Here is a 12,634-nt window from a genome sequence, read left to right on the forward strand (position 1 = left end):
GTTCCGCCGGTTGAGGTATGCAGGTTGAGGAGCGAGGAACGAGCGTCTCGAAACCCCCGCCGCCACGCTGGTTTCGAGACGGACCCTCCTTCGTCGAGTCCTCCTCAACCAGCGTAGTTCTCACTTCTCGATGCGAAAGTTGAAGACGGACGAGTCGAAGGCGTTGTAGCCCTCGTAGTCGATGAGGTCGTAGAGCTCGGCGCGGTGCTGCATCTCGCCGAGCAACGGGGTGAGCGAGCCCTGTTCAGTGATGGCGTCGAGCCCGCGGGCGGCGGCCCCCATGGCCAGACGCAGCAAAGACACCGGGTAGATCACGATGTTGATGCCGATGCCGGCCAGCTGCTCGGTGGTGAACAGCTCGCTCTTGCCGAACTCGGTCATGTTCGCCAAAATCGGCACGTCCACGGCCCGGCGCACCGCCTCGAACTCGGCCAGATCGGCCATGGCTTCGGGGAAGATCGCGTCGGCCCCGGCATCGACGAGCGCCTTGGCTCGGTCTATCGCGGCGGCAAGCCCATCGACCGCGCGGATGTCTGTGCGGGCCATGATCAGCAGGTTCGGGTCCCTGCGCGCATCCGCCGCAGCCCGGATGCGCTTGAGCGCCGTGTTCTCGTCGACCACCTGCTTGCCGTCGAGATGACCACAGCGCTTGGGGTTCACCTGGTCTTCGATGTGCAATCCGGCTACGCCGGCATCCTCGAGGGTCTGCACGGTGCGGGCCACGTTCATGGGCTCGCCGAAGCCCGTGTCGGCGTCAACGAGGGCGGGCAGCTCGGTCATGCGCGCGATCTGCTGCGAGCGGCCGGCCACCTCAGTGAGCGTGGTGAGGCCGATGTCGGGCAGGCCCAGATCGGCCGACAGCACAGCGCCCGAGATGTAGACACCGTCGAAACCCTTGCGCTCGATGAGCCGGGCCGACAGCGGGTTGAAGGCCCCGGGAAAGCGCAGCAGTTCACCGCTGGCCAGTCGCTCACGCAGCGCGGCGCGCTTGGCGGCCGGCGTCGTCGTGGCGTACAGCATCAGAACAAGCCCCGGGTTGTCTCGACGGATGCGAGCACCCCGATCTCGGCGGTGATGGTGAGCCCCGCAAGCTCGGCGGCGCTCAGCTCGGGCAGCCGCTCGGCGGTGGCGAGGAACCGCTCGATCTCGGTCTCGTCGAGCACGCGCTCGGCGAGCCGGCGGAACTTCGCGACGTAATCCGCTCGCGCGAAGGGGTGTGCGCCCAGCGGATGCGCATCCGCCACCGCAATCTCCTCGACGATGCGGGCCCCGTCGACGAGGTCGATCTCCACGCGTCCGCCGAAGGCCTGCCGCCCGGGCGCGGTGGAGTGGTAACGAGCCGTCCACGCCTCGTCCTCGACCGTCGTCACCTTCTTCCACAGCTCCACCGTGTCCGGCCGGTTCGCCCGCTCGGGCATGTACGAGGCCACGTGATCCCAGCTGCCGTCCTGCAGCGCCACCGTGAAGATGTAGGGAATCGAGTGGTCGAGCGTCTCGCGCGAGGCCGACGGATCGTATTTCTGCGGATCGTTCGCCCCCGATCCGATCACGTAGTGCGTGTGGTGCGAGGTATGGATGACGACGCGCTCGATCTTCGAGACGTCGTCGAGAATGAGCGGGTAGTCGTCGTGCAGCTTGCGGGCCAGGTCGATCCAGGCCTGCGCCTGGTATTCGGCCGAATGCTCCTTGGTGTAACTGTCCAGAATGGCGCGGCGGGCCTCTCCACGCTCGGGCAGCGAGACGTCGTATGAGGCATCCGGGCCGTCGAGCAGCCAGGCGATCACGCCGTCCTCGCCCTCATAGATGGGGGTCGGGCTGGTCTCGCCGCGCATGGCACGGTCGACGGCCTCGATGGCCATCTTGCCGGCGAACGCGGGAGCGTATGCCTTCCAGCTGGAAATCTCGCCCTTGCGCGACTGCCGCGTGGCCGTCGTGGTGTGCAGGGCCTGACCTATCGACTGGAAGATGATCTCGGTGTCGAGGCCGAGCATTGCGCCGATGCCGGCCGCCACGCTCGGGCCCAGGTGCGCCACGTGGTCGATTTTGTGTGCGTGCAGACTGATGGCGCGGGCCAGGTCGATCTGGATCTCGTAGCCGGTGGCGATGCCACGCACCAGGTCGCGGCCGCTCAACTCGCGACCGACCGCCACATGCTGGGCCACCGCCGTGATCGGCGGGATGTTGTCTCCTGGATGCGAGTATTCGGCCGCAAGAAACGTGTCGTGATAGTCGAGCTCGCGCACGGCAACCCCATTGGCCCACGCGGCCCATTCGGGCGAAACGCGCCGCGCGGCATTCGTGCCGAACACGGTCGAACCGTCTCCGCCGATCGAGACCGGATGCGCCAAAGCCTGCGAGCGCGCACTGGCCACCGGGCGGCGGGTGAGGGACGCGGCAGCGACCGCCGCGTTGTCGATGATGCGGTTGATCACCATCTCGGTGACCTCGTCGTCGACCTCGATCGGCTCGGCGGCGACCTCGGCAATTTTGAAGGCCAACTGGTCTTCTCGGGGCAAATTCTCGTCGCTGCGATGCACGCGCACGTTCTGGACCTTCACATCAGCAACTTACCGTGATGGGCTGCGAATCGCGCCCTTCACCGCATTAGACGGTCTCGGGCAGCTTGTCGCCGAACGAGGCGGTCGGCACCAGAATCGCACGGGCCAGCGTGTGGAAGTGCAGGTTGAAGCCGAGCACCGCCGGCGTCGACTGCGCGTCGATATCGAGAGTGTCAACATCCACCGCGTGCACGACGAAGAAGTAACGGTGGATGCCCGTTCCCTCGGGCGGTTCTGCGCCCGAATACTGCGTGAGGCGCATCTCGTTGGGCAGGGTCACGGCGGCGTCGGGCAGCACCGTACTGGCCCGCGCGCCGGCGTTCGTGGGCAGGCTCGTGACATCCGCCGGAATGTTGAAGACGGCCCAGTGCCAGAAGCCACTACCGGTGGGGGCATCGGGGTCGAAGCAGGTGAGGGCGAAGCTGCGGGTCTCGTGAGGGAAGTCGCTCCAGCTCAGCTGCGGGGAGGCATCCGCGCCCCCGAGCGAGGGGGCGCGATGCACAGTCGGGATGGGCGTGTTGTCGGCGGCGTCGTCGCTCGTCAGCGTGAAGGAGGCAACGGGCGTGAGGCGCGCGTACGGGTCATAGTCAGCCATGGCTCCACGCTACTCGCCCAGCGGAATCGGCGGCTATTCGACCAGCGACGGTGCCGCGCGGCGCCTGCGGCGCAGCCTGCTCGGCAGCGACGTGACTGCCCAGCCCGTGACGCGCAGCATGGCCTCCAGCACGATGTCCATGGTCATCTTCGAGCTGCCGCGCTCGCGCTCAACAAAGGTGATGGGCACCTCCACCACGCGCAGGCCCTCCACCACGGCGTGCCAGATCATGTCGATCTGAAAGCAGTAGCCCTGGCTCTGCACCACATCAAGCCGGATGCGCCGCAGCGCTTCGGCCGTGAACACCCGGTATCCCCCGGTCACGTCCCGAAGCGGCACCCCGAGGGCGAAGCGCGCGTATGCACTGCCCCCGCGTGAGAGCAGCCTGCGATGCGCCGCCCAGTTCTCTACGCCGCCGCCGGCGACCCAGCGCGAGCCGACCACAACGTCGGCGCCCGCGTCGGATGCCTCCAGCAGCCGGTGCAGTTGCTCCGGCTGGTGCGAGCCGTCGGCATCCATCTCGACAACGCGGTCGAATCCGGCGGTCAGCGCCCAGCGGAATCCATCGCGATAGGCGGCGCCGAGACCTTCCTTGCCGGCCCGGTGCAACACCCGAACGCTCGTGTCTGAGGCGGCAAGCTCGTCTGCCAGTGCGCCCGTTCCGTCGGGCGAGTTGTCGTCGACGACGAGCACCGTCGCATCCGGGGTCGCGGCGCGCACGCGCGAAACGATCCACTGCACGTTCTCGCGCTCGTTGTAGGTGGGAATGATGACGACGGTCTTCACGCAGCATCTCCCCTGGCTTGCTCGAAAAAGTTATGGAACTGCATTCTTGCAGCCGTGGGTGAATGACGCATCCGCCGGCGCATGAGAGCCCGCTCAGAAACGAGCGGGCGAGCGGATGCCGGCTCCTGCCTACACTGAAGCGGTGGCCGTTGCAAAGATTCTGCTCTATTACGTCTTTGCGCCCGTGGCCGATCCCGAGGCCGTGCGACTGTGGCAGCGCGATCTGTGCGCCTCGCTGGGGCTGCGCGGGCGCATCCTCATCTCGAAGGACGGCATCAACGGCACGGTCGGCGGCGATCTGCCCGCGGTGAAGCGTTACCTGCGCACGACGCGCGAGTACCCACCGTTTGCGCGGCTCGACGCCAAGTGGAGCGAGGGCAGCGGCTTCGAGGCGGTGCCACCCGCCGAACTCGAGTCTGCGGTGAGGCACAGCGGATGGGTGCCCCGCACTCCCGAGGGCGCCGCACTCCTCAGCGCCGATTTTCCGCGACTCTCGGTGAAGGTGCGCGAGGAGATCGTGAGCTTCGGCGCCCCCGACGAGCTGCGGGTCGACGATGATGGCGTGGTCGGCGGCGGGATGCGGCTGGCGCCCGAGGACGTGAACCGACTCGTCGCCGAGCGAGGTGACGACGTCGTCTTCTTCGACGGACGCAACGCCTTCGAGGCCGAGATCGGCCGCTTCGCCGGAGCCGTCGTGCCCGACGTGGCGAGCACTCGCGAGTTCGTCGCCGAACTCGACAGCGGTAAATACGACCATCTCAAGGGACGGCCGGTCGTCACGTACTGCACCGGCGGCATCCGCTGCGAGGTGCTAAGCGGTCTGATGGCTTCGCGCGGATTCGGCGAGGTCTACCAGCTCGACGGCGGCATCGCCCGCTACGCAGAGCAGTTCGGCGACGAGGGACTCTGGCAGGGCTCGCTCTATGTCTTCGACAACCGCGTCTCGCTCGACTTCAGCGATCACGCCGCCGTTCTGGGCCGTTGCGTCGGCTGCGACTCCCCGACCAGCCGCATGCAGAATTGCGCGGATGCCTCCTGCCGCACCCAGCTCGTCGTCTGCGCCTCATGCGCCGCCGCCGCACCCCGCTGCGCGGAGCACTCCGCTCTGGCTGGTTGAGGAATAGGCTGGCCCCATGAGCATTCAGGACAAGGCCGCCGAACTTCTGCGCCTGCACACTGTTCCCGAACTGCTGAGCGTCGTCAATGTGTGGGACGTCATCAGCGCGAAGGTCATCGCCGATCTGCCGGAGACGAAGGCCCTCGCCACGGCGAGCCACTCGATAGCGGCCTCCTGGGGATACCCCGACGGCGAGAAGATTCCGCTCGACATCATGATCGAGAGCGTCGGCCGCATCGCCGCCGCCACCGAGCTTCCGGTCTCAGCCGACCTTGAGGGCGGGTACGGAAACGCCGGGGAGACGGTGCGCCGCGCCATCGGCGTGGGCATCGTCGGCGCCAACATCGAAGACCAGATGAAGCCGTTGAACGAGGCGGTCGCATCCGTCGCCGCGGTCGTTGCGGCCGCGGAGCAGGAGGGCGTGCCCTCCTTCGTGCTGAACGCCCGAACGGATGCCTTCATCAAGGCCGGGGACCGCTCCCGCGACGAGGTCATAGCGGACGCGATCGAGCGAGGCCTGGCGTTTCTCGAGGCAGGCGCAGCCTGCTTCTTCGTGCCGGGCGTTCGCGGCGAAGAGGAGATCACCCGCCTGGTCGACGCCATCGGCGAACGCCGGCTGAGCGTGATCGGCGGCCCCACCTCGCTGCCGCCCGCGCGATTGGCCGAACTCGGTGTGACCCGCGTCTCGTACGGCCCGTGGAGCCAGCGTCTCGCGCTGACCGCGCTGGCGGATGCCGCGAGCGCGCTCTACGCGGGAGGCACGCTCCCCGAGACCACCCGCGCACTCAACTAGCCCCCGAGGCAACATCCGGGCGAACCGGGTACGCTTAACCACCGTGTTAAGAACCATGCTGACGGGAAAGATCCACCGTGCGACAATCACGCACGCGGATCTCAATTACGTGGGCTCCATCACCATCGATCGCGCCCTGTTGGACGCCGCGGACATCCTCCCCGGCGAGAAGGTCAGTGTCGTCGACATCACCAACGGCGCGCGCCTCGAGACCTACACGATCGCGGGTGAGGCCGGCAGTGGCGTCATCGGCATCAACGGTGCCGCAGCGCACCTCGTGCACCCGGATGACCTGGTCATCGTCATCGCCTACGCCCAGTTCGAGACCGACGAGGCCCGCGCCTTCGAGCCGCGAATCGTTCACGTGGACGCCGAGAACCGCATCATCGCCGTGAACGCCGACCCGGCATCCGCTCTCGCCGAGGGCCTGCAGCGCCCACCGATGGCCGACCTCGCGCTCTAGCCAGACCCTGCATTCATCTGTACTGTAACTAGTAATACAGATTGAAAGGACTCGCATGGCGACCGGAGTGCCCATCGAATTCGCGGCTGTGACCAAACGCTTCGGCGCTGTCGCGGCCGTCTCCGATCTCTCCTTCGGCGTCGAACCCGGGCGCGTCACCGGCTTTCTCGGCCCGAACGGCGCCGGCAAGACCACCACGCTCCGCATGTTGCTGGGGCTCGTGCAGCCCACCTCCGGCACCGCGACCATCGGCGGCAAGACCTACGCACAGCTGGAGCGGCCGTTGTCCACGGTGGGCGCGGCCCTCGAGGCGGCAAGCTTCAACCCCGGTCGCAGCGCCCGCAACCACCTGAAGGTGTACGCGCAGGCTGCCCGGCTTCAGGCATCCACGGTGGACGTCGCACTCGCAAAGGTGGGCCTCACCGATTACGCGGACCGGCGCGTGCGCGGGTACTCACTCGGCATGCGCCAGCGGCTCGGCCTGGCGTTCGCGCTGCTCGGCGACCCCGGCGTGCTCGTACTCGACGAGCCGATCAACGGGCTCGACCCCGAGGGCATCAAGTGGATCCGCACCTTCCTGCGCGAACTCGCCGCAGAGGGCCGCACGGTGCTGGTCAGTTCGCACCTGCTCTCCGAGGTGCAGCAGAGCGTTGACGAGGTGGTCATCATCGCCAAGGGTGAGCTCGTGCATCGCGGCGATCTGACGAGCCTCGACCCTGAGGGCAATGTGCAGGTGATCGTCGACTCCCCCGATCGCACGGCGCTGGCTGCGGCCCTCACCGCGGCGCAGCTGCCCTTCACCGACATGCGCGGCGGCTACCTCGTCTCGGGCGTCGAGGCCGCCCACATCGGCCACGTGCTCTTCACCGCCGGCGTGGAGGTGAGCGCCCTGCACCGACAGAAGTCCGGGCTCGAAGAGTCGTTCCTGCACCTCGTCGGCGAGGGGGGATCACTGTGAGCGCGTTCATCGCCGGGCTGCGTTCCGAGCTCACCAAGCTTCTCACCACGCGCATGTGGTGGATTCTCGCCATCGTGCTGTTCCTCTACATCGCCCTGCTCTCGGGCGGGCTCGGCGCACTGTTCGGCGCCATCACGACGGGCAAGATCGAATCCACCGGCAATACGCCGCACTTCGGAACGCTCGCCCCTCTCATCTACAGCTTCGCGACATCCGTGGGTTATGTGTTCCCGCTTCTGCTCGGTGCGCTGTCGTCGACGGGCGAATTCAAGCACCAGACACTCACGCCCACGTTTCTGGCGAACCCGCGGCGGGCGCAGGTGCTCGCCACGAAGGCAGTCTCGTCACTGGGCATCGGCGCCGTCTATGGAGTGGTGGCGCTCATCGCCTCGGTGGGGGCCGGTGCCGTCGCGCTGTCGGCGTTCGGCGTCGACACCACTCTGGGCTCCGGCGACACGTGGGCGCTCATCGGCCGCGCAATTCTCGCGATGGCGCTGTGGGCGGCGATAGGCGTCGGCGTCGGCGCGGTCATCCCCAGCCAGGTCGGTTCGATCATCACGGTGCTGGCCTTCACCCAGTTCGTGGAGCCGCTGCTGCGTCTGGCCGCATCGTTCAGCGCCGCGACGGCTTCGATCGGCAAGTTCCTGCCCGGCGCAGCAAGCGACGGTCTCGTCGGCGCGAGCTTCTTCACCATTTCGTCGCCTGGGTCGAGCACTCTCGACTGGTGGCAGGGCGGACTCGTGCTGCTGGGCTATGCGGTCGTTCTCACGATCATCGGGCACTTCGTAAGCTGGCGCCGCGACGTGACGTGACCTGAGCCTGACGTGACGTAGGCATCCGCCTAGGGTGGAAGCATGAGCGGATTCCGGGCGATTGTCATCGAGCAGCAGACGGATGCGGGGCGCATCACCGCGCACACCGCCGAGGTGCGCATGTTGAGCGAGGATTTTCTGCGGGACAACGCCGGTGATGCGAGCGACGACACCGGAAGCGTGAGCGTCGACGTCGAATACTCGTGTCTCAACTTCAAGGACGGCCTCGCGCTCACCGGTCGGCCCCGCATCATCAAGGGTTCCCCGCGCATTCCCGGCATCGATCTCGTGGGCACGGTTAGCGCATCCGACGACCCGCGCTTTGCCGCAGGCGATCGCGTCATTCTCAACGGTGACGGCATCGGCGAGGGCCGCAACGGGGGCCTTTCCGAGCGCGCGCGCGTGCGCGGCGGAGCCCTCGTGCATCTGCCCGACACGATGAGCTCCCGCCAGGCCGCGGCCATCGGCACCGCCGGTTTCACGGCGATGCTCTCGGTGCTCGCCCTCGAACGCGGCGGCGTCACCCCGGATGCCATAGCGAACTCCGAGCACCCGGCCCCCGTTCTCGTCACCGGCGCGTCGGGTGGCGTTGGCTCGGTTGCCATCGCCCTGCTCGCGAAGCTGGGTTACCCGGTCACGGCCTCCACAGGGCGCGCCGCCGAGCAGTCGGACTACCTGCGTCGGCTGGGCGCATCCGACATCATCGACCGCGCCGAACTCTCGGAGCCGGGCAAGCCGTTGCAGAGCCAGCGCTGGTCAGGTGTGATCGACGCCGTCGGCAGCCACACGCTCGCCAACGCGCTGGCGCAGACGCGCTACGGCGGCATTGTCACCGCCTGCGGGCTCGCCCAGGGCAACGACCTGCCGACCACCGTCGTGCCGTTCATTCTGCGCGCGGTCACCCTCGTCGGCATCAATTCCGTGGATGCTCCGCTGCGCGAGCGTGAGCTCGCCTGGCAGCGTCTGGCCACCGATCTCGACCCCGCGATGCTGGAGGAGATGACCATAGAGGTCAGCCTCGCGGATGCGGTGGGTGCGGCATCCGCATTCATGGAAGGCCAGGTGCGCGGCCGCATCGTCGTCAACGTGCGCGCCGAGGATTCAAGCGTGCAGCCCTCCAATAGGCTGACCGCATGATCATCATCGCGACCCTCATCGTCACCCTCGCGGCGGCGCTGCACGTCGGAATTTTCATCATGGAAAGCGTGAGCTGGACCAGGCCGGCCATCTGGAAGCGCTTCGGCGTCGCCAGCCAGGAAGACGCGAACACTACCAAAGCACTCGCGTACAACCAGGGGTTCTACAACCTGTTCCTCGCCATCGGCGCTTTCATCGGCGTGATCTTCTTCGGCGTCGGCTGGCACTACCCCGGGCTCGCGCTGGTGGTGTTCACGCTGGGCAGCATGCTCGCGGCATCCATCGTGCTCGTCTCGACCGGCCGTGGCTACATTCGCGCCGCCATCACGCAGGGCATCCTGCCGCTGGCCGGCCTGGTGCTCATCCTGCTGAGCTAAGAACCGTCAGCGGGCACGCGGACGGCGCCGCACGCTAAATAGCTTCGCCGTCGGCGGTCAACTCGTCGGGGGCCACGAGCCGCAGCACCTCGATCAGTTTGCTGGCGTGCAGCGTGGAGACGATCACGCGCGCAAAGCCGGTCGTCGCATCCGCGCCGGCACCTGAGCCTGCCGCAGCTTCGTCCGCCGTCTCCAGGTCGATCACGACCGCCGAGCGCTGCTTTCCCTTGATGAGCAGGAAATCCTTGCCGCCGTGAAACTTCCAGGTTCCCACCGCGAGGGTCAACGGCACCATCGCGCCGGGCGCCCGGATGCCACGAATCCAGATCCACGGATCCGCCGTGATGGCGACGGACTTGATGTCGTCGCGCGCTATCACGAGGTCGTCGCGCCGCAGCGACAGCACCTTTTCCGCCCGGGTGAGACGGATCTCGAGGCGGTCGGGGTACACGTGCAAGTCGGCCATGTCTCTAGTCTGCCGTGTCGCCCCATTTCCCGTCGTCTCGAATCGCTCACAATCGTGCGTCAAACCGCGGGTGAACTCACCCGCGCAGAATTCGACGATGCCCAATCGGCGGCGGCCATGTATCTTGTTCTCGTGGCAGAGACGCGGCGGACTCCCGGTTCGCAGACTTCACTTCGTGAAGCCAACAGGGCGCGGATCGTCGACGCCGTCAAGAAACACGGCGGTCTGACCCAGGTGGAACTCGCCGGGGCCACCGGACTTTCCGCAGCCACCGTCTCGAATATCGTCAAAGAACTGACCGGCACGGGCGTTCTGCACACGGCGCCGAGCACGCGCAGCGGCCGGCGAGCGCAGTACGTGACGCTGGCCCACGCCCTCGGTCTGGTCGTCGGCGTGCACTATTCGACCCGTCATCTGCGCGTTGCCCTCTCGGATGTCGCCCATACGGTGCTCGCCGAGCATCACATGCCGCTCGCCAAAGACCACCGCGCCGACAACGAACTCGACCGGGCGACCCTGCTGATCGCCGACATGCTCGACAGCGTGGATTCCGGCATGAGCGAACTGCTGGCGGTCGGCATCGCGCTGCCTGCGCCCCTGAAATCGGCGACGGGAACGACGGCCCGCGGTGGAATCCTGCGCGGTTGGGATGCGGTACCCGTGGCCGACGTCATGCAACGTCGGCTGCAGTGCCCCGTCTTCGTCGATAACGCCTCCAACCTTGCCGCCCTTGCCGAGGCGCGACTCGGAGCAGCTCGCGGCAAAGAGAACGCGGTCTTCCTCGACATCGGCGACGGAATCGGTTCGGGCCTGCTGCTGAATGGGCGCCTGTTCCGCGGCCACAACGGCAGCGCAGGCGAGTTCGGCCACATCACCATCCGCGAAAATGGGCCACTGTGTCGCTGTGGAAACCGCGGATGCCTCGAGGCCATCGCCGGAGGCCCCGCCATTCTCGAGGCCCTCAAGCCGACGTACGGACCGCTCAAGCTGGGCGATCTGGTCATCCGAGCAATGGCGGGTGACGACGCCTGCATTCGCGCGATAGCCGACGCCGGAAAGCACATCGGCGTCGCGGCGGCAAACCTGTGCAATCTGCTCGATCCGGAGCGCATCGTGGTCGGCGGCGACCTCGCGCGATCCGGCGAGTTGCTACTCGGCCCGTTGCGGCACGCGATCGAGCGCTCGATCATCGTCGATGACGAGTCGATTCCCGATGTGGTGCAGGGCCAACTCGGCAATCGGGCCGCCGTTCTGGGCGCGCTCGTCTACGCCATCGATCAGGTGAATATCGCCACCGATGAGCCCGCGCGAAGCTGAGACCAAATCGTTGCCTTCAAGACTTGACGCCAACGCGCGTAAATGACAAGCTCATGCCAGTCGCCAAAGTAGGCGACCCTTGAACCGGAGGTTTTTCAATGAAGATCGCCACCACGAGAGCGATTGTTGCGACAGCCGCGCTCTTGCTCACAGCGGGCACACTCACCGCATGTTCGAACGGCGCGGACACCGCGACGAGCAACAAGCCGGCCGATACGGCCAAAGCGAAGATCGGCCTCCTGCTGCCCGACTCGGTAACCGCCCGCTACGCGAGCGCAGACAAGCCGTACTTCGAGGCTCGGGTCAAGGAGCTCTGCCCCGACTGCACCGTGCTCTACGCCAACGCTGACGGCGATGCCGCCAAGCAGCAGCAGCAGGCCGAATCGATGCTGACCCAGGGCATCAAGGCCATGGTGCTCGACCCGTTCGACGGCCAGGCCGCAGCAGCCATCGTCAACGAGGCCAAGGCCAAGAACGTTCCGGTCATCTCCTATGACCGCCTTATCAACAGCGCCGACAGCAGCTACTACATCTCCTTCGACAACGTGAAGGTCGGTGAGCTGCAGGCAACCGCGCTCGTCAATGAGCTGAAGAAGACCAACGTTCCTGCCGGCAGCGGCATCCTGATGGTCAACGGTTCGCCCACCGACAACAACGCAACCCAGTTCAAGAAGGGTGCGCACAGCGTCATCGACGGAAGTGGCTACAAGGTTCTCGCCGAGTTCGACACACCCGGATGGGAGCCGCCGAAGGCGCAGGACTGGGTCTCTGGCCAGGTCACCAAGTTCGGCAAGCAGATCAAGGGCGTCTACGACGCGAACGATGACACCGCAAACGGCGCCATCGCAGCCCTCAAGGCTGGTGGAGTTGTTCCGCTTCCTCCCGTCACCGGTCAGGATGCCTCGCTCGCCGGAATCCAGCGCATTCTCGCCGGAGACCAGTTCATGACGGTGTACAAGGCCTTCAAGCCGGAGGCATACAAGGCCGCCGAGCTGGCCGTTGACCTGATCAAGGGCAACAAGCCGAAGGGCGACACGACCACCAAGACGGCCGGGGGCGCCGACATCCAGTCGTTCTTGCTGACGCCCGTCGCCGTGACGACCGCCAACATCGAAGACACCGTGGTCAAGGACGGTCTGTACAAGGCATCGGACATCTGCACCGCCGCCTACGCAGCCGCCTGCACCAAGTACGGCATCAAGTAATTCGCCGCCCGGGCGGGGATCACCACCGGTGATCCCCGCTCGGGTGTACT

General features: G+C 66.7%; 14 protein-coding genes. 9 read left to right on the forward strand and 5 right to left on the reverse strand.

What is annotated here, in order from left to right:
• Positions 1 to 120: 120 nt before the first annotated feature.
• From prpB to ASC63_RS03985, 4 genes are read right to left on the reverse strand one after another with little or no spacing between them, the layout of a single operon-like run.
• Positions 121 to 1,020, reverse strand: coding sequence for a methylisocitrate lyase (gene prpB, locus ASC63_RS03970; RefSeq protein WP_055810147.1), 900 nt, complete (start codon positions 1,018 to 1,020; stop codon positions 121 to 123).
• Complete coding sequence (locus ASC63_RS03975) at positions 1,020 to 2,558, reverse strand: MmgE/PrpD family protein (RefSeq protein WP_055810149.1); 1,539 nt, start codon at positions 2,556 to 2,558, stop codon at positions 1,020 to 1,022. The genes prpB and ASC63_RS03975 overlap by 1 nt, the downstream gene beginning before the upstream one ends.
• 46 nt (positions 2,559 to 2,604) lie before the next feature.
• Positions 2,605 to 3,153 carry a YbhB/YbcL family Raf kinase inhibitor-like protein gene (locus ASC63_RS03980; protein ID WP_055810151.1) on the reverse strand — a complete coding sequence of 183 codons (549 nt, stop codon included), beginning with the start codon at positions 3,151 to 3,153 and terminating at the stop codon, positions 2,605 to 2,607.
• Between the two features lie 33 nt (positions 3,154 to 3,186).
• The gene (locus ASC63_RS03985) at positions 3,187 to 3,939 is read right to left on the reverse strand and encodes a polyprenol monophosphomannose synthase (RefSeq protein ID WP_055810153.1); all 753 of its coding nucleotides are present in this window, start codon (positions 3,937 to 3,939) and stop codon (positions 3,187 to 3,189) included.
• Between the two features lie 142 nt (positions 3,940 to 4,081).
• On the opposite strand from ASC63_RS03985, the gene ASC63_RS03990 reads away from it, so the two are divergent.
• From ASC63_RS03990 to ASC63_RS04020, 7 genes are read left to right on the forward strand one after another with little or no spacing between them, the layout of a single operon-like run.
• The gene (locus tag ASC63_RS03990) at positions 4,082 to 5,056 is read left to right on the forward strand and encodes a tRNA uridine(34) hydroxylase (RefSeq protein WP_055814823.1); all 975 of its coding nucleotides are present in this window, start codon (positions 4,082 to 4,084) and stop codon (positions 5,054 to 5,056) included.
• Between the two features lie 16 nt (positions 5,057 to 5,072).
• The gene (locus tag ASC63_RS03995) at positions 5,073 to 5,849 is read left to right on the forward strand and encodes an isocitrate lyase/PEP mutase family protein (protein WP_055810155.1); all 777 of its coding nucleotides are present in this window, start codon (positions 5,073 to 5,075) and stop codon (positions 5,847 to 5,849) included.
• 43 nt (positions 5,850 to 5,892) lie between these two features.
• Positions 5,893 to 6,312: an aspartate 1-decarboxylase gene (panD, locus tag ASC63_RS04000; protein ID WP_082487176.1), complete on the forward strand. Its 420-nt coding sequence runs from the start codon at positions 5,893 to 5,895 to the stop codon at positions 6,310 to 6,312.
• A gap of 55 nt (positions 6,313 to 6,367) precedes the next feature.
• A complete protein-coding gene (locus tag ASC63_RS04005; RefSeq protein ID WP_055810160.1) occupies positions 6,368 to 7,270 on the forward strand; it encodes an ATP-binding cassette domain-containing protein in 903 nt (300 codons plus the stop codon).
• Positions 7,267 to 8,082, forward strand: coding sequence for an ABC transporter permease (locus ASC63_RS04010; protein WP_235491790.1), 816 nt, complete (start codon positions 7,267 to 7,269; stop codon positions 8,080 to 8,082). The genes ASC63_RS04005 and ASC63_RS04010 overlap by 4 nt, the downstream gene beginning before the upstream one ends.
• Positions 8,083 to 8,124: 42 nt before the next feature.
• The gene (locus ASC63_RS04015) at positions 8,125 to 9,219 is read left to right on the forward strand and encodes an MDR family oxidoreductase (protein ID WP_055810162.1); all 1,095 of its coding nucleotides are present in this window, start codon (positions 8,125 to 8,127) and stop codon (positions 9,217 to 9,219) included.
• A complete protein-coding gene (locus ASC63_RS04020; protein WP_055810164.1) occupies positions 9,216 to 9,596 on the forward strand; it encodes a DUF1304 domain-containing protein in 381 nt (126 codons plus the stop codon). Before ASC63_RS04015 ends, ASC63_RS04020 begins: the two co-directional genes overlap by 4 nt.
• A 34-nt stretch (positions 9,597 to 9,630) precedes the next feature.
• On the opposite strand, the gene ASC63_RS04025 is transcribed toward ASC63_RS04020, so the two are convergent.
• Positions 9,631 to 10,062, reverse strand: coding sequence for a hypothetical protein (locus ASC63_RS04025; protein WP_055810166.1), 432 nt, complete (start codon positions 10,060 to 10,062; stop codon positions 9,631 to 9,633).
• Between the two features lie 54 nt (positions 10,063 to 10,116).
• Here ASC63_RS04025 and ASC63_RS04030 point away from each other — a divergent pair, with 54 nt between their 5' ends.
• Positions 10,117 to 11,379 carry an ROK family transcriptional regulator gene (locus ASC63_RS04030; RefSeq protein ID WP_235491792.1) on the forward strand — a complete coding sequence of 421 codons (1,263 nt, stop codon included), beginning with the start codon at positions 10,117 to 10,119 and terminating at the stop codon, positions 11,377 to 11,379.
• Positions 11,380 to 11,477: 98 nt separating this feature from the next.
• Positions 11,478 to 12,584 carry an ABC transporter substrate-binding protein gene (locus ASC63_RS04035; protein ID WP_055810168.1) on the forward strand — a complete coding sequence of 369 codons (1,107 nt, stop codon included), beginning with the start codon at positions 11,478 to 11,480 and terminating at the stop codon, positions 12,582 to 12,584.
• Positions 12,585 to 12,634 lie beyond the last annotated feature (50 nt).

This window comes from Leifsonia sp. Root112D2 (assembly GCF_001424905.1).
GTDB lineage: Bacteria > Actinomycetota > Actinomycetes > Actinomycetales > Microbacteriaceae > Root112D2.

Excerpts from the sequence above, each read along its gene's own strand:
- prpB (WP_055810147.1), bottom strand. The coding sequence starts at position 1,020 with ATGCTGTACGCCACGACGACGCCGGCCGCCAAGCGCGCCGCGCTGCGT.
- ASC63_RS03980 (WP_055810151.1), bottom strand. The coding sequence starts at position 3,153 with ATGGCTGACTATGACCCGTACGCGCGCCTCACGCCCGTTGCCTCCTTC.
- ASC63_RS03995 (WP_055810155.1), top strand. The coding sequence starts at position 5,073 with ATGAGCATTCAGGACAAGGCCGCCGAACTTCTGCGCCTGCACACTGTT.
- ASC63_RS04005 (WP_055810160.1), top strand. The coding sequence starts at position 6,368 with ATGGCGACCGGAGTGCCCATCGAATTCGCGGCTGTGACCAAACGCTTC.
- ASC63_RS04015 (WP_055810162.1), top strand. The coding sequence starts at position 8,125 with ATGAGCGGATTCCGGGCGATTGTCATCGAGCAGCAGACGGATGCGGGG.
- ASC63_RS04020 (WP_055810164.1), top strand. The coding sequence starts at position 9,216 with ATGATCATCATCGCGACCCTCATCGTCACCCTCGCGGCGGCGCTGCAC.
- ASC63_RS04025 (WP_055810166.1), bottom strand. The coding sequence starts at position 10,062 with ATGGCCGACTTGCACGTGTACCCCGACCGCCTCGAGATCCGTCTCACC.
- ASC63_RS04035 (WP_055810168.1), top strand. The coding sequence starts at position 11,478 with ATGAAGATCGCCACCACGAGAGCGATTGTTGCGACAGCCGCGCTCTTG.